Consider the following 25087-nt stretch of genomic DNA (forward strand, 5'->3'; position numbering starts at 1 on the left):
ATAGTTGAAGATCATTGTCATAGGTAAGAGACTATTTTATTGACGTTTTCACAGGAATTAGCTATATTAATAGTAACAAGGGGAGTAGCGACCGTATAATGCGGTTGGTGAATCGTCATTTCAGTGTGCAGACACTCGGTTCACCAAACTATGACCATAGTACGCAAGACCTTGGCCTGAACGAAACTAGGGCCAAGGTCTTTTTTTATTGGCTCAAACCAAGGAGGAAAACGATGAACTTTTTAATTTTCGTCATCTCAGCCGTTGTGGTCGTTCTCGCTGCCGTGCAGCTGAACCGCTACGGGGATGTTATCAGTCAAAAATCTAAATTGAGCGGAGCTGTCGTGGGAACCTTCCTTATCGCTGGAGCTACCTCCTTACCGGAATTGACCACGAGTTTAACGGCCGTCTATATTGACAACCCGGACATTGCTGTAGGGAATATGCTTGGTAGTAACGTATTTAATGTGTTGATTCTGGCAGCGGTTGATCTTATCTATCGCAAACAGAAAATGTTCAACAGCATCGTGCCAAAGCATCACCTCCCTTCTGCCATTGCAGGGATTATTTTTACGCTGGTCGTTGTTGTCTCGCTATTGATGGGTTCTACCCTTTCGCTTTTTAATATAGGAATCGAAATGTTTATTCTCGTGGGCTTATACATCCTGACTGTACGATTCTTTGAAAATGATGAAGCAGAAGAGATGGATGAAGCGGCAGCCACAGGCAAAACGGTTTCCTTAAAAGGGGCAAGCATCGGTTTTGCCATCAGCGCTATTGTCGTTTTCGCTGCCGGAAGTGCCCTTTCGATATCCGGGGATCAACTGGCCCAGCAAACCGGAATGAGTTCAAGCTTTGTCGGAAGCTTCTTGATTGCTGCTTCCACCTCTCTACCTGAACTAGTCACGGTCCTTGTAGCATTTAAAATGGGAAATTATGATATGGCGGTAGGCTCTATTTTAGGGAGTAACTTGTTCAATCTGCAGCTTCTTGCCATCACAGACCTTTTCTATCAAAAAGGTCCGATCCTGAATGCGACATCAGGAAGCAACCTCCCGATTGCCCTTTTATTCATTGGCATGATGGTGCTGACGATTTTCATGATGGTAAGGAAAAATGTGGAGAGCTTCGCTCGCTATGCCGCTCCTTCTCTCCTTATCGTAGTGACGTACTTCGTCTCTTCTTACTTCCTTTTCTAATAAAAAATCCGCAGACTCAAATGTCTGCGGATTTTCTCTATAATACTTTACTTAAGAACTCCTGCGTTCTAGGATTTTGTGGATTCCCGAAAAGATTATCAGGTACATCCTCCTCCATGATGATCCCTTCATCCATAAACAGGACCCGGTCGCCGACTTCGCGGGCAAATCCCATTTCGTGGGTTACGACCACCATCGTCATCCCTTCCTGCGCTAATTCCTTCATAACCGCAAGCACGTCCCCGACAAGTTCCGGATCAAGCGCTGACGTCGGCTCGTCAAACAACATGATGCTTGGTTCCATCGCTAGTGATCGCGCGATCGCTACACGTTGTTTCTGACCGCCGGAAAGGCTTTCCGGGTAAGCGTCCGCTTTTTCACTCAGACCGACTTTCTCAAGGAGCGGACGGGCCACTTTTTCAGCTTCTGCTTTCTTCATTTTTTTCACTTTGATTGGACCGATCGTAATGTTATCAAGCACGGTTTTGTGCGGGAAAAGGTTAAAGTGCTGGAACACCATTCCGACACGGGACCGGACATCGTTGATATTGATTTTAGGGTCAGTCAGATTGTCCCCTTGAATGATGACTTCCCCGGAGGTGACTTCCTCAAGCAGGTTCAAGCACCGTAAAAAAGTACTTTTCCCGGAACCTGATGGCCCGATGACACAGACCACTTCTTTCTCTTTGATTTCTGCATTGATTCCTTTCAACACTTCATTGGAACCGAATGATTTATGCAAATCTTTGACGGTAATCATTACACATCCAGTCTCCTTTCAACTCGTCTCAAGTACACAGCTGTCGGTACCGTGATGATCAAGTACATCACACAAACCATCGTCAGTGCCTGGAAGGCCTGGAACGTCATTCCATAATACTGTTGTCCCATATAAAGCAATTCCCCTACAGCAATGACGGAGAAAAGCGAAGTATCTTTCAAGCTGATAACAAATTGGTTTCCAAGCGGCGGAATCATCCTTCTGAACGCCTGTGGCCAGATGATGTAACGCATCGTCTGATTACGTGTGAGACCGATGGAACGTCCCGCCTCTTCCTGTCCTTTATCAATCGAGTAAACCGCTCCCCTTACGATTTCCGCTATGTAAGCACCGGCATTAATGGCAATCGCTATGATGGAGGCCGTAATTTTATCAATGTTGATTCCGGTAAGGTCGGACAGACCAAAATAGATAAACAAAATTTGAGCGAGAATCGGTGTACCGCGAACGGCTTCTACATAGACCGTTGCAAGTCCGTATATGATCTTGTTTTTCGATAAACGGGCAAAGCCAAAGACCGCCCCGAGTACAAATCCAAAAATCAATCCAACAAAGGTGATGAGTAGTGTCCATACCAATCCTTCAAGCAAAAAAGGCATGACACGAAAATAGTGCGATTCTGTAATGAACTCCATATATGTATTCGCTCCTTGTGTTTTGAATGGTGTGTGGGTTCATGCCAAGTATTCAATTCAAAAAGCGCAACAAGCCAATCACTTGCTACGCTTTTATGATCAGCTGCTTAATTACTCGGAAGATTCTGTGCCGTATTTACGCTCACCGAACCATTCTTCGTAGATATCATCGTACGTACCATTATCAATCAATGTCTGTAAGGCTTCGTTCACATCACTTACAAGTTCAGAATCCTTAGGAAAAGCAATACCATACTGCTCCCCCTGCAAAATGTCGCCAGCTGTTTTTAATCCTTCAGAATCATTGGCTACGTAGTACTGGACGTTAGGAACGTCATACATCACCGCATCCAAACGACCAGACTCAAGGTCCATATAAGCTTCAACGATTCCTGGGAATGTAATCAACTCGGCATCCGGGTGGTTTTCTCTGATGTATGTTTCACTTGTCGTACCAGAACGAGTCCCTACCTTTTTACCTGCAAGATCGTCTTCTGATTGAATATCATCATTATCTGCGCTGACCGCAAGCATCAGACCAGCGTCATAATAAGGATCAGAAAAATCGATAGTTTCTTTACGCTCATCCGTAATTGTCATACCAGCAATTCCGATGTCATAGCGGCCGGATTGCATCCCAGCAACAACACCGTCAAACTTCATCGATTCAATCTCAATATTGAATCCAGCTTCATCAGCAATCGCCTTGATCAAATCAATATCGAACCCTTCCATTTCGCCCGTTTCTTCGTTCATAAACTCAAATGGGACAAAGTTATTATCCGTTGCCACCGAGTACGTTTCTCCGCCTGAATCGCCGGAGTCTCCTGATGAGCCTGTCTCACTATCACTGCCACAGGCTGCAAGAAACAGAGTTAAAGAAATGACCATAATGAATAAGTACCATTTTGCTTTCATCTATTTTCCCCCTTTTATTCTATGACCTCTATTATCTCAAATTTTACTACTCTTGCAAATTTTCTGAATACTACTTTTAAAGGACTTTTAGACTGAAAATAACGATTCTATTAAACTTTTCTAGTGATTACTCAATATTTCTTTATTTTCTGTCAATTTACGGGTAAATGCATCAAATTTCTATAAAAATAAACGTGTTAATCTTAGTTTCAAAGGGTAATAGGGTATAATAGGGGATAGTTCCTAATTTTACGAAAGGGAAGGTTTTACATGTCGGAAGAATATTACTTTGGATCAGAGCAATATTATTCACTCAAATCAGCTGCTCATAAGATCTTTGAAGTCATAACACAGAGACTCGATGTACAGACCACTTATATCACAATGAGAGGTAAAAATTCCATGACTGTGCTGAGTTCATTAAATAAGCAGGAAGAAATCGTCCCCGAGGGATTCACGATTGATTATGAAGAAAGTCACTGCCGGTTAATTATTAATAATCAAAATGACATACTTAGAACAACCAATTTAATGGAAAATAAACTGACTCGAGACATGGAAGCATCCAACCTTTTACAGGTAAAAGGCTATCTCGGTGTGACGCTGAAAGATTTGAAAGGAAATGTATTCGGGACCCTCTGCGTGATGGACAAGGAAGAGAAAGATTTTACCGAAGAAGATGTGGAATTCCTACAAACCATCGCTTCCGTTCTTTCTCACATGATCGACCTTGATCAGACCCACTACAACATGGGGCTCATGAATGCGCCGATCATCCCTATAACGGATGGAGTATCCGTAATCCCCATCCAGGGGATTGTCGATCAAGAGCGTGCGGACAAATTGATGAGTGATGTTCTGCGGTATGGAAAAGACCAAGACATTGATTATTTCGTCCTCGATCTTTCCGGCCTCGTCGTCCGTGATCAATTTTTCTCAGAAATGCTACCAAAACTGATCCACGCTCTCCAAGTGATGGGTATAGATACGATGTTGACCGGTATTACCCCGGAAATAGCACAGAAGGAAATCGAAACCAACGTGCTGGCTCGAACCAAGCCTAAAACCGTTCCGAACTTGCAGACAGCTCTTTCAAAAATCGGGTTTAAATTAGTAGAAAGCCATTAAAAAAAGCCACTTACGGTGCTAATCTCCATAGGAAAAGCTCCACCATAAAAGGTGGAGCTCCATTTATTTCAGCGTTTGTTATTTCCTTTTGTTTTTTCAAACTCTTTAATCTCACCTGACTGACCATCAACGGTAACCTCATATTCAAATTCCTCATCCTGGAATTCAAACTCATAATGACCAGCATCAATTTCCGCCTCTTTCATTTCACTGCCAGAAGCTTTTTCTTTCGCGGTCTTCTCAGCTTCATCTTTTGTCACTTTCAAATCTTCAGCTGAAGTTTCGTTGGAATCGTCATCTTCGTTTTCCACTTGTAAAACTTCCCCTGTATTTGCTTCTACTTCCACGTCCACTTGTTTACCGTCTTCCAACTTACCCTCAAACTCATAAACGAATGTTCCGTCTTCTTTCTCTTTCTCTACTTTTTCAATTGTCATACCTTCTACTTTTTCTTTAGCCACAGCTTCTGCTTCTTTCTGGGAGAGACCCACTTCACTTTCAGAGAATTGATCATTTCCTGAAACTGCACTCACACCAAAAGCTCCTCCCACCAACACAACAACACTCAGGGGAAAATAAAGGGAGAGTTTACTTTTTGGAGCAGTTTAATTGATATATTGCTAATTCAGCCGATATATCTTGCATTTAATTGATATATTCCATTTTTAATTGATAAAACCAAAATTCAGCCGATATCCGCCGCCCTCCACAACACTCACCAAACAAAAAAAGACGACCTCATCACGAGATCGTCTCACCAATTCGGCCTAGGATCAGCCTCCATCAGCAAATCTACCAAATGCACAGCTTCCATACCCAATCCTTCACGCTCCACACCAAGCTTCATCTGAAGCTGACAGCCAGGATTGGATGTCACAACACCTCCAGCGCCGGTACCACACACATCCTGCATTTTCACGTCCAGAATATCCATCGCCTCTTCATAGTTTGTGATATTATAAACACCGGCGGACCCACAGCAAAACTCCGGCCGCTGCAACTCGCGCAATTCCACCCCAGGAATGCGGCGAATCAGATCCAGCGGTTCACTCGTCACCTTCTGCACGTTGCGCAAATGACAGGAAGGTTGATAGGTAACGGTCCTCGACAATTCTTTTTCAAAAAAGAGCCCGTCCACCTCCACCAGCACTTCTGAAATATCCCTCACACGTGATACAAACCGTTCCGCACGGTCGTGCCACTCTGTACCTTCCTCAAACAAATGCGTATACTCGACCAACCGCGCACCACAGCCACCAGCATTATTCACGATATAATCAAAGCCTTCTTCTTCGAAAGCTTCTATATTCCGCTTCGCAAGTTCCACCGACTGAGCCACTTTGCCTGTATGCGCGTGAAGAGCTCCGCAGCACGTCTGAGCTTCTGGAAAAACAACTTCCGCTCCACTCCGAAGCAAAAGCTCGACGGTATTCTGATTCGTTTCAAAAAAGACGCTGTCCATCACGCATCCCTTAAAAAACCCGATCTTCGCCGCAGCAGGCCGCTTACGCACATAACGATCGACTCGCTCCCTGCGGCGTTTACTCGGCGCAGGCATACTCGGCAAAGCCGCTTCGAATTCGTGAATATGAAGCGGCGCTCTTTTCGTCAATCCAAAACTCTGGGAAACCTTCTGCAAACCACTCTTCTGATAAAGCCAAGTCGCATTTCCCAACGTATTCATCCACTTCGAAGAAGGAAAGAATGACTGGAACAAGAAATCCTCCACAATCCTGCGCGGCCTCTCCTCATCAATCACCCGTTTCGCTCCCTCAAAGATCTCTCCATACTGGACGTTCGTTGGACAGACGGTCGTACACGCCATACAGCCCAGACATTTTTCGATTGGCTCTCTTAAATCCTCAACAGAAGCTTTCCCTTCTGCCACCATCTTCACGAGATTGATCCGCCCTCTCGGCGAGTGGGTCTCTTTTCCCATCGTTTCATACGTTGGACAGGCTGGAAGACAGTAACCGCACTGGACACAGTCGAACGTTTTGTCATAGTTCAAGCGTTCCTTCAGTGAACTAGTCATGGTGCAACACCAACTTCTGCCCCTTTTCAGGAAAAACTTTGCCCGGGTTCAAGATGCCGTTCGGGTCCCAGCTGTCTTTGATGCGCTTCATCATATCAAGTCCCACTTCTCCGAGTTCAAGCTCCATGAACGGCGCCTTCATCGTACCGATTCCGTGCTCCCCGGAAAGCGTGCCTCCAAGATCAAGGGCAGCCTGGAACATATCCTCCACCGCTTGTTCAACAAGCTTCATCTCTTCTACATTTCGCTTGTCACATAAAATGTTTGGGTGCAGATTGCCGTCTCCCGCATGTCCAAAAGCGACGACGTCAAGCCCGTACTTTTCTTTGATGAGCTCTAAACGGTCCATGAAGTCCGGGATTTTGCTTCTCGGAACGGTCGCGTCTTCGGAGACTTTCGTCGGCTTAATCTTCGCAATCGCAGGTGAAACTTGTTTGCGCGCATGCCAGAGCTTAGACGCTTCCTCACCATTTTTAGGTATGATGATTTCCTTAGCGCCCATCTCTTCCATAATTCCTTCGATCAGACCCCGCTCCACGCGAAGCGTCTCCGGATGTCCATCAAGCTCAATGATAATCACGGCAACTGCATCGACAGGCAGACCGACCGGCTGAAAATTTTCGACGGCAACAATACAGGCTTGATCCATAAATTCCATTTTCGCTGGTAAAATTCCTGACGTGAGCGTCTGGGAGATGGCTTCCCCTGCTTTTCGCACTTCGTCAAAAGCGACCATGATTGTCTGCACCGCGGGCGGTTTCGGCATCAGCTTCAACGTAGCTCCGACGATGACGCCTAGCGTTCCTTCCGATCCGACGATCAGCTTCGTCAGATCAATGCCTGTGACATTCTTAATCGTCTGACCACCTGTCTTAATGATTTCACCTTCAGGCGTCACGACTTCCAACCCGAGTACGTGGTCTTTTGTCACGCCATACTTCAACCCGCGGGGACCGCCTGAGTTCTCGGCAAGGTTACCTCCAATCGTAGCCACATGGGCACTGCTTGGGTCAGGGGCGTACATCAGCCCGTGTTGTTCGGCCGCTTTATTGATGTTTCCGGTCAAGACACTCGGCGTCACCTTTACCGTTAGATCGCGAGGACTAAGGTCAATGACTGCTGGATATTGAGACATATCCAAAACAATCCCGCCGTGAACGGGAAGGGGACCGCCGCTCAGGCAGGTGCCGGACCCGCGCGGATGAACCGGTACTTTATAACGATTGGCAAGCTTCAAAACATCAGCGACTTCCTGTTTTTCTTTCACCTGCACCACAGCATCCGGCAGGTGTTCCCCAAAAGAAGCATCAAAACTGTAACTGTGACGGTCGGCGAGGGACGTTAACACACGCCCTTCCGGAAGAAAAGACTGCAGATCTTCCAGCCACTTTTCCATACGCTGATTCCTCCTTATCCCTTTGTTTTCTTCCCTTTCAACAAATCCATCACGTCGGTAATTTCATGAAAGTACTCAGAAGCCTTGTCCCATTGTTCGGTGACGACATTGACAAACAAGATGTCGATCATATGTAACTGGGCAAGACGGGAAGATGTCGCACCACTTCGGAATGGGGCAGGGATCTCCCTTGAGGCAGAGATGTATAGCGAAACATCGGCATGCTCTGTAACAGGAGACTGTCCATAACGGGTTAAACTGATGGTCCGCGCTCCCTTTTTCTTTGCAATCTCCATGATTTTTGCTGTCTCATAGGTTTCTCCAGAGAAAGAGATGCCAAAGATAACATCATTCTCCGTGACGTTGGCAATGTTCATCGCCGCATTATGCATATCAGTAAAAGCAGAGGTCGGTTTGTTCATCCTTAAAAATTTCTGTTGAGCGTCCTGAGCAATAATCCCGGACGCCCCCACACCGAAGAAGTGGATCGATCCTGCTTCATTTAACAGCTTCACCGCTTCCGACAACGTCCGGTAGTCGACCATTTCCGTTGTTTCGCGGATCGCCTGCAGACTATTGCTTGTTATTTTTTCTACAATTGAATCGGACGGCTCTCCCGGCTGAATATCCCGGTACCGCGCCTCCGGTTTCTTTTGCAAATCACCGGAGATCCTCAATTTCAATTCCTGCAATCCTTTCAGACCGAGAGACTTGCATAAGCGAATGACAGCGGCACTGCTCGTCGAGCTCAGTTCACCGAGCTGTGTCGCTGTACAGTGGATCGCTTCATGAGGCTGATCCAGTATAAATTCGGCAATCTTTTTTTCAGAAGGCGGAAGCTTATCTTTCATTTCATTGAGTATGACAAGTCCGCCGGTTAGAGAATTCTTCATTTGTTTCACCACACTTATCCTTTAATGGCTCCCTCAGTCATTCCTTTAACAATACGCCGTTGAAAAATCGCATACAAAACGATGACAGGAACAATCGCAATGACAAGACTCGCAAACAGCGTTCCCCATGCATTCGTGTACTGTGTTTCATTACTAATATAATCAATCGCGAGAGCAAGCGTATAGTTTTCCTCTGTTTGAAGGAAGATGAGCGCCATAAAATACTCATTCCAAAACTGGATCATATTCATAATCGTAACGGTAATAATCCCAGTTGTCGAAAGTGGCGTAATGATTTTCCACAGGATGCCATACGGCGACATCCCATCAATCGCTGCCGCTTCTTCCAATGACTTTGGAATCGTTGCCATGAAACTCGTCAAAACGAAAATGCTGAACGGTAACTGGCTGACCGCATACACGATACTGAGCCCGAAGATGTTATCCAGGAGATTCAATTGCATCAATAGGAAAAACAACGGAATCCAGCCAAGGACCATTGGAATCATCATCGCGGAAATATAAAGCGTGAACAACAGTCGGTTTCCGCGGAAACGCATCCGCTCTAACGCATAAGACGTCGGAATCGCCATCGCAAGGGTCAGTGTCGCGCCAAGACCGGTGACGATGAAACTGTTGAACACACTCGCATCGATGTTGTAGTTGCTCCACGCATCGACGAAGTTACTGAAGCTGAACGATTCCGGCAGCCCCCATGGATTGGCGTAGATTTCTGCATTAGACTTGAATGCACCCAGCACCATCCAGAAAATCGGGTATAAGACGGCCAGAGACCAGATGATCAATGGGATACGTACAATCGTTCTTGAAAAAATACTCCCTTTTTGCACTCTATTCCCCTCCTGTCTATTAATACTCCACTTTCTCTCTTCTCATTAGGAATTGCATAATCAGTACGGTCACGAGAGACAGAATTAAAATCATAACCCCGATCGTTGCCCCGTATCCGAAGTTGTATTTAACAAAAGCCTGTTCATATAAGTAGGAACCCATCACGTGTGTGGAGTTGTTTGGTCCACCTTTGGTCATGACCTGGACGATAATGAAGGACCCATTCAACGTCGTAATAATAATGTACAAAATAGATATCTTGATTTGCGGCCAGATCAGCGGTAAGGTCACCTTCCAAAACTGCTGCCACTCGGTGGCCCCATCGATTTCTGCTGCTTCATAATAACTCTTCGAAATGTTCGAAATCCCGCCCATCAGCATGAGCATGAACAACCCGATTCCTGCCCATACAGAAGGAAGCACTAAACTTGGTAAAGCCCAGTCTTCGCTCCCGAGCCACGGCTGCGTCCAGCTTTCAAGACCAATCAGTTCAAGACCTGAGTTCACAAGCCCGAGACTTGGATTATAGATGAACATCCACAAAATCCCGATCACGACGACGGACATGATATTCGGAAAGAAGAAGACAATCCGGTAAAACGGAGCTTCTTTGATTTTCATTTGCGTTAAAGCTACCGCAAAAAAGGTAGACAGAATCATGATGCCGAACACTTTTGTAATGACAAGAAAGTAATCGTGCCAGATGGTTCTCGGGATAATATCATCGCTGAATAACCGGCGGTAATTATCAAAACCTACGAACTCGGCGAGTGAAGATGCCCCTGACCATTTGAAAAAGGAATAATAAAGACCATTGAACAAGGGGTACAACGTGAACACGGCAAACAAAATGAATGTCGGAACAAGACAAAAGGCAAGGAACAAGTTCCGCTGTCGTTTGGACTGGACCATTTACAACCACCTCTTTTTCTAGTTTGAATATGTTTTTACAAGCATAAGTCAAGCAACAGCAGGATGATTTTCCCGCGGTTGATTGGCTTATGCCTTTAAGAAAAATGGAATGTGAAGACGTCCGCCTCCACATTCCACTTGTCCTTTACTCCAAACTGCTGCGGTATTCCGCTGCCGCTTGTTCTGCTTCCTCAACGAACTCTTCTGCTGTAATGTTACCGAGCATCAAAGAAACGAGCGAGTTGCTGATCGGCGTCTCAAGCTCTGAACTCATTGGGTGAGGCTTTTGATAGATCTGGACCTGTTCAGGGTCATTGATCATCTCGTTGGCATCAATCAAGAAAGAAGGCACTTCCTCACTTGAAGCAAGATCCACCCCTTGCAAGTTCATGATGGCTCCCGTATGTTCAGAAAAACTCTTCGCATATTCTTTTGTGAACACGAACTCAACAAAAGCTTTCGCAGCTTCCGGGTTTTCTGCTTTTTCAGCAATTGCTAATGGACGTAGGTCTGGAACAATCGCCGCAGGTTCGCCTTCATCCTGCATCGGAGAAGGAATGAATCCATATTCGAAGTCTTCCGGCGTATCATTCGCCATTTCATTCGGCAGCCAGAAACCGACCGGAATGAACGCATTGTCATGAAGCAGGAAGTTCATTTGGGACTGCGTATGGTTCAACGCACCGAAACCGGAATCAATCATACCTTCTTGCTGCATCTGTTCCACTTTTTTCATGACATTAAGAACAGGTTCACTCGTCCAGGCGCCTTCTGCACCTGTAATGACGTCATTAAGTAACTCGTCTCCACCTGCGGCACCAAAGGCAGGGTAAAGCATCCCACGAAGGAAATAGTATGGATATTGTCCTGTTGTAACGAAAGGCTCAATGCCTTCATCTTCCTTAATCTGACTCATCGTATCCATGAAACTAGGGAAGTCTTTCGGTACCTCCCAATTGTTTTCTTCAAACCAGGCATTGTCATACCATGTGCCCCATGTATCGAACACAAGTGGTAAGCTGTAGATTTCCCCATCGTACTTAGCAGGATCAACAATGAAACTTTCACCTAGAGCGGAGCCATCCTCAAGCTCAACGCCACTCAACCATTCCGTCAAGTTCATAAGCTGACCGTCTTCAACCATCTGTGTTTCACTGGAACCGGCACCATCAATGTAGACGACATCAGGTGGATCATCGGATACCCAGCGTGAACGCATCTCTTCATTAATATTAGGACCCGCGTGTTCCGTAATCGAGACATCCGGATATTCTTCCTGGAAATCAGCAATAACTTCTTTCCACCAGGAATCCCCATAACCACCGACAAAGTACTGAATTTCAAGCTCTCCTGAAACTTCACCCGATTCACCAGACTCTGAAGACCCTTCTGAACTGGATTCTTCCTCCGTGCCTTCGCTGTCTGTTTCTTCCGTTCCTGCTCCAGGTGCACAACCGACCAACAACAAGAAAGCGAACAAAACCGCCATCATCAACCAAGCAGATGTTTTCCGCCACATGCTCAACATAAGCTCCCCCTTTTTGATTGAAAAATTTATTTGAAACCATGAAAAATGGTCTTCAAATCATTAAGATTCATTCATGGCCATGCGCAAATTGCCCTCATTCTCCTGAAGCATTTTTACTGCTTGTTCATAAGAAACACTTCGCTTCAGCATGACAATCGCCGGCTTCACTTGCAGCTTTGCTTTTTTCAACGTTTCCTCAGCTTCCTCATAAGTCGCTGAGGTACACTCCATCAAAATGTTCTTCGCGCGTTCCCTCAGCTTGTGATTGCTTGCATGGACGTCCACCATCAAATTCTCATAGACTTTCCCGAGTTTGACCATGGCTGTCGTACTCATCATGTTCAACACCATTTTGTGGGCTGTCGCTGCTTTCAAACGCGTCGAACCTGTCAAAACTTCCGGCCCGACAACCACTTCGATCGGGCACTCGGCATAATCACTGATTTCGGAACGATGGTTACAGGATAGAGAAATCGTATAAGCACCAATGGAACCTGCATGTTTGAGAGCTCCGATCGGGTAAGGAGTCCGTCCACTGGCCGTAATTCCAACCACAACATCGTTTGAGGTGAGTTTTTTTGCTTTCAGATCGGCTTCCCCTTGAGCTGCATCATCTTCTGAATTCTCTTTCGCCTTTGTAAAGGCGTTGCCTCCCCCGGCCATGACCGCTTGAACCAGGTCGGGATCCACGAGGAAGGTCGGTGGACATTCGGAAGCATCCAGAATGCCGAGCCTTCCGCTTGTCCCTGCTCCTACATAAAAGAGTCGGCCACCCTTTTTCAATGAAGCGGAAATATGATCGACAGCTTTCGTAATCGCCGGCAAAACCTGCTTGACGGCTGCTGCGACTTTGTGATCCTCTTCATTCATGACTTTCAGTATTTCAGCAGTCGTCATTTCATCCATGTTTTTCGTTCGTTCATTTCGTTTCTCAGTTGTTAGGAACGTCAAGGAATTCGTCACTTTAGGCACCACCTTTTATTAATTATCCGGGATTGCTAACAGGGCTGCTCCAAACTCAGGTGGAGCATAGGGCTCTTTATATACGCCCAACCCTTTCGTTTCGATTTCTTGGATAAAATGCTGTTTCAAAATTTTAGAATGCTTGAAAATAGACCCTGCCGCTGTAATCGCTGCATCTTTTTCAAAGCCGTGACGTGCTATACTTTCCACGTGTGAAACGAGCTGATCTGCAGCTTCCTTCAATATTTTCACTGCGACTTCATCCTGTCGTTCCGACGCTTCGATCACGCATGTCGCAAGCTTCGCTATTTCCTGTTTCTCATGATTCCTGCCATACATGTGACGGACGAGAGCTTCAGGCTTATGTAGACTTAATTTCTCTAAGATAAAAGGAGTGAGGAGCGTTTCCTCTCCACGTCCATCTGCTGCTTTCGCCACTGATGATAACGCTTTCAAAGATAGATAATATCCACTACCTTCATCACCAATTAGATGGCCCCAACCGCCGCATTTATGAACTTCCCCTTCAAGGTTTACTCCAATAGCATTTGACCCGGTCCCCGAAATGATGAGAATCCCAGACTTGTCTGTCAGAGAAAGTGCCCCTTTCAAAGCGGCTAAGCTATCAGATCCAATAAATGAGTTTAAATTTTCAGAAAATGATAGACTCCAAAAAATATTCCGCACAATCTCTCTCATTTGCTCTTCGTCTTCTGGTCTTCCTATACCAGCTAGTCCGAAGCCAATGCCTATGATTTGTGCAGAATCTACGTTGAAGGTTTGTAATCCTTTTTCAATCAGAGCCGTTAAGCGGTGACCCGCTTCCTCAAAACCAATCTGATGAGGGTTGGTCCCTGGCCCCTGGATGACTTTTGGTTGTTCCGGGTATGTACATTGATTTGCTTCAAGGAACAGGCACGTCGTTTTCGTCCCGCCTCCATCTATTCCAATCACATAGTTCATGGACATCCTCCAAATCTTTGTTGGCTTTATTATAGAATCTATGAATTTTTATGTCAACATATGTTTTAAAATATTGTAATGATATTTCAAAAAAACATTCTAATAGTAAAGGATCCTAAAAAATACCACACCAGGTCATCCAATATCTGGATGACCTGGTGTGGTTATTATTCCCATTAAAGTGTATATACCGTTCCTTCATAGGGAGCTACTTTTCCACGATTCGATGATTCTGTTTCATTTGTAATTACGACAGGCTTTCCTTCCATCTCTTTTACAATTTCCTCATCTAACGCCACTTCTTCTGAAGAAAAGTTACAGACGATAAGAAGACTTCCTTCATCACTCACACGCTTATAGGCAAAAACATGTGGATCTTCTCTCATCAACAGTTCAAAACGACCGTCGGTGATGATATCGTTTTCTTTTCTCAGGCGGATCAACTGTTGATAGAAATAGAAAACAGAGTTTCTATCTTCCAGTGCGCGCTCCGCATTAATTTCTTTATAATTCGTATTCACTTGTATCCATGGGGTTCCGTCCGTAAATCCACCATTTATCTTATTGTTCCACTGAATCGGTGTCCGGGCATTGTCACGCCCTTTTACATAGATGGCTTTCATGAGATCTTCATGAGACCATCCTTGTTCCTTCTTCTCTTTATACATATTCAATAGTTCAATATCCTGGTAATCTTCCAGTGTGTCAAAGTGGACGTTCGTCATCCCAAGCTCTTCGCCTTGGTAAATATATGGCGTCCCCTGCATCAAGTGGAGGCAGATTCCGAGCATTTTCGCCGACTTCACCCGGTACTCCCCATCATTACCGAAACGGGAAACAATACGAGGCTGGTCATGATTGTTCCAGTATAAACTGTTCCAACCCACACCATGGAGTGCAGTCTGCCATTTTTCAAAGTTCTCCTTCAAATCTACGAGGTTCAGATTCGTCCAGTTCCACTTATCTCCGTTCGAATCCAAATCCATATGCTCAAATGTGAAGATCATGTTCAACTCTTCATTCGCAGGATCTGTGTAACGCTTGGCATCTTCGGGAGAAGAACCCGGCATTTCCCCGACGGTCATCACATCATAGTTTGATAGAACTTCCTGATTCATTTCCTGCAAAAATTCATGGACACGAGGGCCGTTCATAAAATAAGGACTGCCATCCCCATTGTCTCCATCCGGATAGTCCGGGTCTTTAGAGATAAAGTTGATGACATCCATCCGGAACCCATCCATCCCCTTACCCAGCCAAAACTTCATCATATCGTACACATCTTCCCGAAGCTTCGGGTTTTCCCAGTTTAAATCAGGCTGCTTCTTTGCAAAGATGTGCAAGTAATATTGGCCTGTCTTTTCATCATAAGTCCAAGCCGGGCCACTGAAAACAGAGCTCCAGTTTGTTGGTGGCTCTCCGTTTTCTTTGCCATCTTTCCATATGTAATAATCACGATATGGATTATCCTTGCACTTAGATGACTCTACAAACCATGGATGTTCATCAGACGTGTGATTGACGACGAGGTCCATAACCAGCTTCAAGTCTCTCTTATGAGCCTCTGCCAACAGTCGTTCCAGATCTTCCATCTTTCCAAAAAGACTATCCACTTCGCGGTAGTTCCGAATATCATAACCGTTATCTGCTTGTGGAGAATCATAGATGGGGGACAGCCAAAGAACGTCTACGCCCAACTTTTTCAAGTAATCCAGCTTCTCTATAATCCCCGGGATATCCCCAATTCCATCCCCATTTGTATCATTAAAGCTCTTCGGATAAATTTGATAGACGACACTCTTCTTCCACCATTCTTGATTATTCATCTCTTCCACTCCCTTATGAAAACCTTCTCATATAACCATAACGCATAACCGCCGTGCACTTCCATTATTTGTTGCACCAGGTCATACAGATAATGGAAAAAAGACCACCTCTAAAAGGTGGTCTTTTGGTTTATGCGGATAGGCGTTCTGCATTTTTGTATTCTTTTTTCAGTCGGAATGGTGCTGTGACCAGTGCAAGGATTAGGAACAGTCCCATATACCCGATCAGTGGGTAGAAGAACGCGACAAGTTCAGTGAATCCTACAAAGCTGAGCCCGAAAGCGACGACTCCTGTAATGAGTACGAACTTCTTATGCTGGCTTGTCCCGACTTTGGTATAACGGGCAGCAAAGGAGAAGAACATGCTGACGGCTGTATTGAAGACCATCCCGAACAAAACAATTGAATAAAATGTTCCTAATACCGGAGACAGACCATCGACAAGCGCGAGAAGCGGCATGTCATACGAGGCAACAGTATCGACTTTTGAGAAAATAGCCAGATGGCTGATGACAATCATAATTCCGAGCCCTAATCCTCCAAGGAGCCCGCCGAGCGCTGACGTCCGTTCATCTTTCTCGTTTCCTCCCATCAGCAAGGACATCGACGCCCCTACCGCCACGTTAAAGGAAACGTAATTGATGGCGGAAAGGAACCAGTTGGATAAAGCGGATGGCTGATCAACGGCAACAGCGTTCAAATCACTGAAGGACTGATCCATCGTAAACAAGCTGTAGCCGGATATAATTAAAACAGTAATGATTAAAAACGGTGTAATACTTCCAATGACATTAACGACTTTGTCCACATTCATCATAATGGTCGCCACCACAATCACACTCATGACAATGACACCGACGAGCGGTGGCAGACCGAATTGCTGACTAGGAATCGAACCCGCGCCTGCAATCATGACAACGCCAACACCAAATAACGTCAGAATGATAACATAATCCACAATTCTACCAAGCCACTTGTTTCCACTGACTTTATAAACCGCTTCCTTATGTGAAGTCGCCTGTGTTCTCGTTCCTAGCTTCACAAGCATCATGCCCATATAGGCGAACAAAGCGGTTGAAATGATTGTCCCGATTGTTCCTAAATAGCCAAAACTCGTAAAGTATTGAAGAATCTCCTGGCCGGAGGCAAAGCCCGCACCAACGATGATCCCTATAAAAGCGCTTGCAATTTTAAGTACTTTTTTCACGGTAAAATCCTCCTTTAATCTAAGATGTCTCGTTCCTTCCCAGCATGGTAAAACGCTTACACACCAAAGGGACAGGCTCAGTTTATCATGAATGCGCTTTCCGTGATTGGGCAAAATCCACAAATCCCCTCATCTATATTCGTTCAATTTAACAAATACTTCAATAGGAAAATGGATGTTTCTCTAAGAGAATCAATGATAATATATAGGTATTCACACCATAAGGAGTACCGCTATGAACCATTCATCACACATGAACTATTCATATAAAGATTACATCGATTCCCCCGAGGGGCTTGCTGACAGCATCGCGGAAACCTTAGGATGTCCGGTGACCATTGAGGATGCCAACCACCGCATCGTCTCATACAGCAAACATGAGAAAAACGTGGATGAAGCAAGAACGGCAACCATCATGAGACGGAAAGTGCCCGAACATGTCATCAACGGGTTATGGAAACAAGGCATCATGGCCAAGCTTTTCGAAAGCGACCAGCCGCTCATTGTCAAAACAATTGATTCCATTGGACTCGGTCACAGGTTAGCTGTCTCTGTCAGGAAGAACAACGAAATCCTCGGTTTTATCTGGGCCCAGACGAACGATCTCTCCGTAACTGCTGAACATTTGGATGAGATGAAAGAAGCCGCCCAGTGGGTCAGCCATCATTTATTGAGACAACAGGCAAAGAAGAAAAAGACCGAAGAAAACCGGAAAGAGTTTTTCTGGCAGCTGCTGACAGGCTCTCTACAAAATCAGGCGGAAATCAAACGACTGGCGAAGAAGTTTCATATGAATCTACAGGGGCAGCTTTGTGTAGCTGTGTTCGAATTTACGGAAGAAATGAGTCAAGCCGTGGAACGTCACGCCTATTACTTAACCGAAACCCTTCATCAAACCCGGATTGTAAACCGGATTTTCGATGACCAGCAGCTCATTCTCCTTGTCCGTACTGATAATAAGGAAGATGCGAATGAAATGAATCAGGCGTTCATTCGTGAATTCACACAAAAGATGAAGGAACGTCTCAATTTTGAGGATTTAAAAGGGGCTTTCGGTCTGATCTATGACTCCCCCACATTAATCAGCGACAGTTATAAGCAGGCATTAAAAGTCCTTGAATTAAAAGAACAGTATTCCGCAGGGCTTGAGAACGTCGACAACTACCAGGATCTTGGTGTCTATCAATTCCTTAATGAACTGTCGGTTCTACAAAAACGGGAAAATTACAAAAACGCCGCCCTGACCAATATCAAAGCGTACGATGAACGGAACAACTCTATGCTGCTTGAAACATTGAAGGTTTTTCTTGAGAAAAACAGCAACGTACACCAGGCAGCCGCTCATATGCACATTCATACCAATACATTGAACTATCGACTGAAGCGGATTAAAGAGATCGGCAACGTTGACTTCAAAGATATGAACCAGAAGACAATGCTCTACCTGGATTTACTGATCTATGAGAACGAACAGGAGGATTTGTGATTTTACACAAATCCTCCTGTTTATTTTTTCACTTTCACCTAAACAAAAATATTCGCAGGCGGGCTATACTTTGTTTACATTCAATTTGAAAGGTGGACGTTCCCCATGATTATCGGAATTCCAAAAGAAATTAAAAACAATGAAAACCGCGTAGCGATTACGCCTTCAGGTGTCATCAATCTCATGAAAGCCGGACACACGATCCGCATCGAAACTCAAGCCGGTACAGGAAGTAATTTTACCGACGAAGAATACCGTGATGCTGGTGCTGAGATTGTTGAAACCGCTTCCGATATTTGGTCGAATTCAGAAATGGTAATGAAAGTAAAAGAACCACTACCATCTGAATATGGATACTTCCGTAAAGGTCTTATTCTGTTCACATACCTTCACCTTGCAGCGGAACCTGAACTGACAAAAGCATTAGTTGAAAACGAAGTCACGGCCATTGCTTATGAAACGGTGGCTGTTGATAACAAACTTCCTCTTCTTACTCCAATGAGTGAAGTGGCTGGACGTATGGCGACACAAGTCGGAGCTCAATACCTTGAGAAATCCTTCGGTGGAAAAGGAATCCTCCTGAGCGGCGTTCCTGGCGTTTCCCGCGGAAAAGTCGTCATCATTGGCGGAGGTATCGTTGGTACGAACGCAGCGAAAATTGCCATCGGCCTTGGTGCACATGTAACCGTACTGGACTTGAATCCTAACCGCCTTCGCGAGCTGGATGATCAGTTCGGCAAAGACATCCAAACCATGATGTCCAATCCGTTCAACATTGCGGAAGCGGTCAAAGAAGCAGATCTTGTCATCGGAGCTGTTCTGATTCCAGGAGCAAAAGCACCGAAATTAGTAACCGAGGACATGGTCAAAGAAATGAAAGACGGCTCTGTCATCGTTGACGTAGCCATCGACCAGGGTGGAAACTTCGAAACGGTCGACCACATTACGACACACGATGATCCGATTTATGAAAAACACGGCGTCCTTCATTATGCGGTCGCAAACATCCCAGGAGCTGTTCCACGCACATCGACGATCGCTCTTACAAACGTAACGATCCCTTACGCTTTGCAAATCGCTTCTAAAGGGGTAAACAAAGCAGTTGAAGATAATAAAGCGATTGAAGCAGGTGTGAACACAGCCAACGGCCACTTGACTTATGAAGCCGTTGCTCGTGATCTGGGCTATGATTACAAGCCTGTACAAGAAGCCCTTCAGTCTTTGGCACGCGTATAAATCAACAGGCTCCTCCACATTGATGGGGGAGCTTTTTTCATAGAGAGGAGAGAATCATCATGATCAACTATCGTCCGACATGGGCAGAAGTTTCCATGAAAACACTCAGAAACAATGTGAAGGCCTTTCAAAAACATACCGATAAGGACTGTGAATTGATGGCAGTCGTCAAAGCTGATGCGTACGGCCATGGGCTTTTGGAATGTGCAGAAGTCATGATTGAGGCTGGAGCGGACCGTTTAGGTGTTGCCATAATTGAAGAAGCCTTGGAATTGCGAAAAGCAGGAATCACACTCCCTATCCTTGTTTTTGGCTACACGCCTAAAGAAGCCGTCCCGGAAGCCATAGATCATGACATTACGTTGACCGTCTTTACAGAAGAAGTCTTAGAAAAGGTCAATCAAGAAGCCGATCAGCGGGAGAGTTCTATGAATATTCATATCAAAGTGGATAGCGGGATGCATCGGATTGGTCTCAAAAAAGCTGAAGATATCATCCAGCTCTTAGAGCAAAATGTCTCACCATTTGTCCATGTGGAAGGGATCTTCACTCACTTCTCTGACGCAGATAATGAGGAACCTGCCTATACAGAGCAACAATTTGATCATTTTTTATCTGTTGTAGAAGAAGTGGAAAAGGCACATGGGGCCATTCCAACCAAACACTGCTGCAACAGTGCGGCCACCATCACCTTTCCGCATATGCACTTGGATATGGTGCGGGTGGGGGTAAGCTTGTACGGACTTTATCCAGCTGAACATATGCGGGAATCAATCCCACTCCACCAAGTGATGAGCTTAAAAACAAAACCTGTCATGGTGAAAACCGTCCATCCCGGCGAACCCATCAGTTATGGAAGATCCTACGAACCAGCGGAACCGATACAAGTTGCCACAGTCCCCATCGGATATGGAGACGGCCTCCCCCGCTCTCTTTCAAACCAAGGGAATGTGGTCGTCCACGGGAAGAGAGCGCCGATCGTAGGGAAAGTGTGTATGGACCAAACCATGGTGGATATCACAGCAGTCGGAGAAACGGGCGAAGAGACAGAATACACCTTCTTCGGAGATCGGACGGAAGGCCACATCCCCCTTCAGGAAATCGCCGATCAGCTCAACACCATCCACTACGAAATCACCTGCCAAATCGGAACACGCGTACCAAGGAAGTATGTATATAAATAACACACCAGGTCACCCATTTATTTACATCAAGGGTGACCTTTATCTATTAACATTTTTGAACCTTTCTCTTTCCTTCCATATTTTTACGTACCAGGTCATACAGAAAATCCCAACTCCGATTCTTATACTCTACACAATTCTCCATATTTCTTCTTCATTAGTACAATAGTCGGAATCTATTTCGAAACTCGAAATGTTCGTGTGACGGTAATTGTGTCTAATAACCGTGATTAAAGTCTTATCTACCATTTATATTCGACATTATTTTCAGAATATACAAACAGTTCAATCTACTCTGTATACTTTATCCTCTATTACCTATAATTGGATACATTATTACAAGGAGGTTGGTTATGAAGAAAAAACACGTGATTCCAATGGCGGTCTTGTCATCTGCCCTATTAATGGGAACGGTCGCACCGGCACAGTCCTATGCGATCAGTGAGAACGCAAGTTCAAATGCTCATGCACAAATCCAGCAAAATAGTGTACATAAGGATAAAGACAATCGTCCATTCTTTGTACAGGAAAAACAAAACGAGAAGTACACAAAAGCGAACGAGGCCTCTGCCAAAGCCCACCTGAACAAGAATAAGGAAGGTTATAAAATAAATGATCCTGAACATAGTTTAGGTAACGCAGAAGTTACGAAAGACGACCTTGGAATGACCCACGTCAAGCTTCAGCAGGAAAAGAATGGCGTACCTGTAGAAGGCCACCAGGTGACCGTCCACTACGATAAGGAGAATAAAGTCCAAACCGTAAACGGTCAGTTCAACGAAGCGATCGAACAAAAAGATATTTCTACGGACGTAGCATTAAGCGATGCGAAAGGTTTGGAAATAGCTAAGGAAGCTGTAAAAGCTCCAGAACAACTCGTAGAGTCTCCGTCATCCAATCTTGTAATCTATCCATTTCAAGAAGAAAATCACCTCGCTTACAAGGTAAATGTCAACTTCCTTGGAGAAAATCCAGGAAACTGGTTTGTATATGTTGACGCCAACACAGGTGAGGTGATTGACAAATACAACGCCCTCATGCATGCGGATGGATATAAGTCCTCCAAAGGATCAGGGACTGGAGTCCTCGGTGACCACCGTAACCTCCACATTTCCCACAGCAACGAAAAAGGTGTGGAAGCAAACGGAACAGACTTTTACCTGTATGACAAATCTCACGAAAACCTGGACGGCATTTACACATACGATGCGCAGAACAGCTGGGACTACGCGGCCTTGCAAGATAAATTATTCTCTTCAAGCGATGCAGCCTTCACGGATGATTATGAAAAACCAGCCGTTGATGCCCATTACAACTCTGAAAAAGTGTACGAGTATTATTTAGAAGAACATGACCGCAATTCCATTGACGGGGAAGGAATGGCCATCAAGTCGACGGTTCACTTTGGACAAGATTACAACAACGCCTTCTGGAACGGCCGGCAGATGACGTATGGTGACGGAGATGGTGAGTTCTTCATTCCTCTATCCGCTGGACTTGATGTTGCTGCACACGAAATGGCCCACGGAGTAACAACCAACTCAGCAGGTCTTAAATACCGCTTCCAATCCGGAGCTTTAAACGAAGCCTTCTCTGATATTTTTGGAGCACTTGTCGATGAGGAAGATTGGGAAATTGGTGAAGACATTATGGCGGAGGACGCGATTGCTTCCGGGCGAACATCCTTAAGAAGCCTGAGTGATCCAAGCAAATATCCTGTTGGTGCAAAATACGTGGAATATGGAGATGGCAACGGCATGTATCCATCCCACATGGATGAGTTTTATGACTTGCCGCTAGATTTGGATAATGGCGGTGTCCATATCAACTCTTCCATCATCAACCATGCGGCTTACATCACAGGTGAACAGATTGGAAAAGAAAAACTCGGCCAAATCTATTACCGTGCTTTGACTGTCTACTTGCAACCGGAATCTGACTTCAGCCACGCTAGAGAATCACTTATCCAATCTGCTGTCGACCTCTATGGTGAAAACAGTAAAGAAGCTCAAGCTACCGAAGATGGATTCAATCAAGTAGGAATTACAGAATAAGGAGGAATCGTCTATGAAAAAACAAGTATTTGCTGTCGCTAGTTCCATCGTATTGGCATCAAGTGTAGCCATCCCTACTTTTGCAGCCGGAAACCACCCTGGTACACCTGAACAGCAAACCTACAGCAGCTCCGGTTGGACAGACTATGGTCAGCTGACGAAAAAATTAGAGCAGATTGAAAAATCCAGCCAGGGAACAGTAAAAGTCGACGTCGTCGGTCAATCCAATAACGGACTGGATATTTATCAAGCCCGTGTCGGTCATGGAGATAAAGTCATCCTTATTGAAAGTGAAATCCATGGAAATGAAAAAACAGGAACCGAAGCCATTCTGAATCTATTAAGCTATTTGGGTTCAAGTAACTCCCCTCACGCGCAAAAAATCAGAGAAGAGGTAACACTCGTTACCCTTCCTAAAATGAACCCTGATGCCTCGGAGCTCGACAGACGCGGAAATGATATGACGTGGTCAGAAGTCGTCGAAGACTTCCCTCAACTGGCTGATGCAGGTGGGCCGACATGGAATTACTATACTGCCCCCAACATTCAGGGCGACAACTATGCAGTCAATCCAGGTTTTGATGTAAACCGCGACTTTAATCCTGATTTGGATTATGTTCCAGAGGCAGAAGATGTTCCAGGTTCTTCCTCACAGCCAGGCTGGTACATCACACCGGAAGCTCAAACGGTTCGTAATGTGTATAAAAACTTGCAGGAGGAATTCGGAACAGTCGATGTTTTCATAGACCTCCACCACCAGGGACTCTATTATGTGGATGGCACAAGTGATCCCGTCACCTTGTCTCTATCCGGACAATTTGTCCCTGATCCAAGCTCAGAAGAAGGATCGAAGTACTCCGAGTATTCAGATAACTATGATTTCGATTACTCCCGCCAGTTGAATGTCGCCGCCTACGATGCCCTGCAGGAAATGGGGAACTCTCCATTCGATAACATCACTCTGTACAGCCAGGGACTGGACCTTCCAGGCACAGCCTTAGGTTCCTTTGCCCTTAATGGCAGCGGCACGGTCCTTTTTGAAGTGACGGGACAGACACAGAGTCTCGGGCAGAAGAAAAAAGGGATGCTCGTAAAAGCCGTAGAAACGGGTCTCAGAGGGATTATTGATGGTGTAGCAACGGACAGGGTTGAAAATTTAGATCCTGAAGATTATGAAGAAATTCCAGAAACAGCTTATCGTCCAAGCTTATAACATAAGAAGAGCAAGGGGCCTGATTCCCCTTGCTCTCTTTTGCATTATGGAAGAGAACGAATCATTTCTCTCACAGCTCTCGTTAAATCCTCCTGCGACCAACTCGGTAAATCCCCATGCTGGACAGCTAAATCATGAGAGGCCGGCATATGAATGAATCTCCATATTCTTTTTCTTAAAATGATTCAGCCCTCTGTACATCACATGATTACATAAGTACGTCCCGGCAGTGTTAGAGATTTCAGCAGGATATCCCTTGTCATTCAACGCCTCAACGAAGGTTCGAATAGGCAAAGTAGAAAACAATCCATCTGCTCCTTCCGCATCAATCAAATCTCCTTCAAACTGATTTCCTTCATTATCTTCTTCCTTACTTTCATTACAGTTAATCGCTATTCTCTCCGGTGTCACTTTGTACCTTCCTGCAGCAAGACCCAGCGAAAGAACAGAATCGGGTCGAACTTCTTCAATAAAAGACACCAATTGATCGCCGGATTTATTATAGTCGACGGGTAAGACTTTGGCCACAATTGTATAATTGTTGATTGTCTCTCCATCTAATGCCCGTGCAATTTCCTCGGTCGGGTTCAATGAGTAATCCAAAAAAGGTTCAAACCCAGTGAGCAATAATTTTTTCATGTTTCTTCCCCCTTTTCGCTGAACTCCCTCTACAAAACA

At 45.1% G+C, this 25087-nt stretch carries 22 protein-coding genes; 7 read left to right on the forward strand and 15 right to left on the reverse strand.

What is annotated here, in order from left to right; all coding sequences use genetic code 11:
- Positions 1–233 precede the first annotated feature (233 nt).
- Entirely contained in the window at positions 234–1199 is a 966-nt protein-coding gene (locus J0K78_RS11810; protein ID WP_206947263.1) for a sodium:calcium antiporter, read from the forward strand.
- Between the two features lie 37 nt (positions 1200–1236).
- On the opposite strand, the gene J0K78_RS11815 is transcribed toward J0K78_RS11810, so the two are convergent.
- From J0K78_RS11815 to J0K78_RS11825, 3 genes are all read right to left on the reverse strand, one after another.
- Positions 1237–1959: an amino acid ABC transporter ATP-binding protein gene (locus tag J0K78_RS11815; protein WP_206947264.1), complete on the reverse strand. Its 723-nt coding sequence runs from the start codon at positions 1957–1959 to the stop codon at positions 1237–1239.
- Positions 1959–2615 (reverse strand): amino acid ABC transporter permease, encoded by a 657-nt coding sequence (locus J0K78_RS11820; RefSeq protein WP_115822824.1) that lies wholly within the window; start codon positions 2613–2615, stop codon positions 1959–1961. Before J0K78_RS11820 ends, J0K78_RS11815 begins: the two co-directional genes overlap by 1 nt.
- Positions 2616–2726: 111 nt before the next feature.
- A complete protein-coding gene (locus J0K78_RS11825; protein WP_206947265.1) occupies positions 2727–3533 on the reverse strand; it encodes a glutamine ABC transporter substrate-binding protein in 807 nt (268 codons plus the stop codon).
- A gap of 270 nt (positions 3534–3803) precedes the next feature.
- Here J0K78_RS11825 and J0K78_RS11830 point away from each other — a divergent pair, with 270 nt between their 5' ends.
- Positions 3804–4661 (forward strand): STAS domain-containing protein, encoded by an 858-nt coding sequence (locus J0K78_RS11830; RefSeq protein ID WP_206947266.1) that lies wholly within the window; start codon positions 3804–3806, stop codon positions 4659–4661.
- A gap of 68 nt (positions 4662–4729) precedes the next feature.
- Here the strand turns inward: J0K78_RS11830 and J0K78_RS11835 are convergent, their stop codons facing one another.
- The 11 genes from J0K78_RS11835 to J0K78_RS11885 form a co-directional block, all read right to left on the reverse strand.
- Complete coding sequence (locus J0K78_RS11835; protein ID WP_206947267.1) at positions 4730–5194, reverse strand: PepSY domain-containing protein; 465 nt, start codon at positions 5192–5194, stop codon at positions 4730–4732.
- Positions 5195–5415: 221 nt separating this feature from the next.
- Positions 5416–6696, reverse strand: coding sequence for a (Fe-S)-binding protein (locus tag J0K78_RS11840; RefSeq protein WP_206947268.1), 1281 nt, complete (start codon positions 6694–6696; stop codon positions 5416–5418).
- A complete protein-coding gene (locus tag J0K78_RS11845; protein ID WP_206947269.1) occupies positions 6689–8092 on the reverse strand; it encodes an FAD-binding oxidoreductase in 1404 nt (467 codons plus the stop codon). Before J0K78_RS11845 ends, J0K78_RS11840 begins: the two co-directional genes overlap by 8 nt.
- 14 nt (positions 8093–8106) lie before the next feature.
- Entirely contained in the window at positions 8107–8985 is an 879-nt protein-coding gene (locus tag J0K78_RS11850) for a MurR/RpiR family transcriptional regulator (protein WP_206947442.1), read from the reverse strand.
- A gap of 14 nt (positions 8986–8999) precedes the next feature.
- Complete coding sequence (locus J0K78_RS11855; protein WP_089651246.1) at positions 9000–9836, reverse strand: carbohydrate ABC transporter permease; 837 nt, start codon at positions 9834–9836, stop codon at positions 9000–9002.
- Positions 9837–9855: 19 nt separating this feature from the next.
- On the reverse strand, positions 9856–10749 hold the full coding sequence (locus J0K78_RS11860) for a carbohydrate ABC transporter permease (protein WP_160911363.1): 894 nt from the start codon (positions 10747–10749) through the stop codon (positions 9856–9858).
- 145 nt (positions 10750–10894) lie between these two features.
- Positions 10895–12277 carry an ABC transporter substrate-binding protein gene (locus J0K78_RS11865; RefSeq protein WP_206947270.1) on the reverse strand — a complete coding sequence of 461 codons (1383 nt, stop codon included), beginning with the start codon at positions 12275–12277 and terminating at the stop codon, positions 10895–10897.
- A gap of 60 nt (positions 12278–12337) precedes the next feature.
- On the reverse strand, positions 12338–13240 hold the full coding sequence (murQ, locus tag J0K78_RS11870) for an N-acetylmuramic acid 6-phosphate etherase (RefSeq protein WP_206947271.1): 903 nt from the start codon (positions 13238–13240) through the stop codon (positions 12338–12340).
- Positions 13241–13258: 18 nt separating this feature from the next.
- Positions 13259–14203 (reverse strand): N-acetylglucosamine kinase, encoded by a 945-nt coding sequence (locus J0K78_RS11875; RefSeq protein ID WP_206947272.1) that lies wholly within the window; start codon positions 14201–14203, stop codon positions 13259–13261.
- A gap of 176 nt (positions 14204–14379) precedes the next feature.
- On the reverse strand, positions 14380–16029 hold the full coding sequence (locus J0K78_RS11880) for a glycoside hydrolase family 13 protein (protein WP_206947273.1): 1650 nt from the start codon (positions 16027–16029) through the stop codon (positions 14380–14382).
- A 130-nt stretch (positions 16030–16159) separates the two neighbouring features.
- Entirely contained in the window at positions 16160–17236 is a 1077-nt protein-coding gene (locus tag J0K78_RS11885; protein WP_206947274.1) for a YkvI family membrane protein, read from the reverse strand.
- Positions 17237–17471: 235 nt separating this feature from the next.
- Between J0K78_RS11885 and J0K78_RS11890 the strand changes: the two genes are divergently transcribed.
- The 5 genes from J0K78_RS11890 to J0K78_RS11910 all read left to right on the forward strand — a co-directional run bounded on the left by J0K78_RS11890 (position 17472) and on the right by J0K78_RS11910 (position 24409).
- Positions 17472–18722 (forward strand): PucR family transcriptional regulator, encoded by a 1251-nt coding sequence (locus J0K78_RS11890; RefSeq protein ID WP_206947275.1) that lies wholly within the window; start codon positions 17472–17474, stop codon positions 18720–18722.
- A 105-nt stretch (positions 18723–18827) separates the two neighbouring features.
- Positions 18828–19958, forward strand: coding sequence for an alanine dehydrogenase (ald, locus tag J0K78_RS11895; protein ID WP_206947276.1), 1131 nt, complete (start codon positions 18828–18830; stop codon positions 19956–19958).
- 59 nt (positions 19959–20017) lie between these two features.
- A complete protein-coding gene (alr, locus tag J0K78_RS11900) occupies positions 20018–21142 on the forward strand; it encodes an alanine racemase (protein WP_206947277.1) in 1125 nt (374 codons plus the stop codon).
- Positions 21143–21495: 353 nt separating this feature from the next.
- Entirely contained in the window at positions 21496–23196 is a 1701-nt protein-coding gene (locus J0K78_RS11905; RefSeq protein WP_206947278.1) for a M4 family metallopeptidase, read from the forward strand.
- A 13-nt stretch (positions 23197–23209) separates the two neighbouring features.
- On the forward strand, positions 23210–24409 hold the full coding sequence (locus J0K78_RS11910; RefSeq protein WP_206947279.1) for a M14 family zinc carboxypeptidase: 1200 nt from the start codon (positions 23210–23212) through the stop codon (positions 24407–24409).
- A 132-nt stretch (positions 24410–24541) separates the two neighbouring features.
- Here the strand turns inward: J0K78_RS11910 and J0K78_RS11915 are convergent, their stop codons facing one another.
- Entirely contained in the window at positions 24542–25048 is a 507-nt protein-coding gene (locus J0K78_RS11915; RefSeq protein WP_370551117.1) for a pyroglutamyl-peptidase I, read from the reverse strand.
- Between the last annotated feature and the right edge of the window lie 39 nt (positions 25049–25087).

The organism is Halobacillus sp. GSS1 (genome assembly GCF_017307035.1).
Classification (GTDB): Bacteria; Bacillota; Bacilli; order Bacillales; family Halobacillaceae; genus Halobacillus; species Halobacillus litoralis.

Bases quoted from the DNA above. Each gene is read 5' to 3' on its own strand.
- J0K78_RS11810 (WP_206947263.1), top strand. From the start codon at position 234: ATGAACTTTTTAATTTTCGTCATCTCAGCCGTTGTGGTCGTTCTCGCT.
- J0K78_RS11880 (WP_206947273.1), bottom strand. From the start codon at position 16,029: ATGAATAATCAAGAATGGTGGAAGAAGAGTGTCGTCTATCAAATTTAT.
- J0K78_RS11860 (WP_160911363.1), bottom strand. From the start codon at position 10,749: ATGGTCCAGTCCAAACGACAGCGGAACTTGTTCCTTGCCTTTTGTCTT.
- J0K78_RS11845 (WP_206947269.1), bottom strand. From the start codon at position 8,092: ATGGAAAAGTGGCTGGAAGATCTGCAGTCTTTTCTTCCGGAAGGGCGT.
- J0K78_RS11825 (WP_206947265.1), bottom strand. From the start codon at position 3,533: ATGAAAGCAAAATGGTACTTATTCATTATGGTCATTTCTTTAACTCTG.
- J0K78_RS11850 (WP_206947442.1), bottom strand. From the start codon at position 8,985: ATGAAGAATTCTCTAACCGGCGGACTTGTCATACTCAATGAAATGAAA.
- J0K78_RS11815 (WP_206947264.1), bottom strand. From the start codon at position 1,959: ATGATTACCGTCAAAGATTTGCATAAATCATTCGGTTCCAATGAAGTG.
- J0K78_RS11915 (WP_370551117.1), bottom strand. From the start codon at position 25,048: ATGAAAAAATTATTGCTCACTGGGTTTGAACCTTTTTTGGATTACTCA.
- J0K78_RS11890 (WP_206947275.1), top strand. From the start codon at position 17,472: ATGAACCATTCATCACACATGAACTATTCATATAAAGATTACATCGAT.
- ald (WP_206947276.1), top strand. From the start codon at position 18,828: ATGATTATCGGAATTCCAAAAGAAATTAAAAACAATGAAAACCGCGTA.
- J0K78_RS11830 (WP_206947266.1), top strand. From the start codon at position 3,804: ATGTCGGAAGAATATTACTTTGGATCAGAGCAATATTATTCACTCAAA.
- alr (WP_206947277.1), top strand. From the start codon at position 20,018: ATGATCAACTATCGTCCGACATGGGCAGAAGTTTCCATGAAAACACTC.
- J0K78_RS11910 (WP_206947279.1), top strand. From the start codon at position 23,210: ATGAAAAAACAAGTATTTGCTGTCGCTAGTTCCATCGTATTGGCATCA.
- J0K78_RS11865 (WP_206947270.1), bottom strand. From the start codon at position 12,277: ATGTTGAGCATGTGGCGGAAAACATCTGCTTGGTTGATGATGGCGGTT.
- J0K78_RS11875 (WP_206947272.1), bottom strand. From the start codon at position 14,203: ATGAACTATGTGATTGGAATAGATGGAGGCGGGACGAAAACGACGTGC.
- J0K78_RS11820 (WP_115822824.1), bottom strand. From the start codon at position 2,615: ATGGAGTTCATTACAGAATCGCACTATTTTCGTGTCATGCCTTTTTTG.
- J0K78_RS11905 (WP_206947278.1), top strand. From the start codon at position 21,496: ATGAAGAAAAAACACGTGATTCCAATGGCGGTCTTGTCATCTGCCCTA.
- J0K78_RS11840 (WP_206947268.1), bottom strand. From the start codon at position 6,696: ATGACTAGTTCACTGAAGGAACGCTTGAACTATGACAAAACGTTCGAC.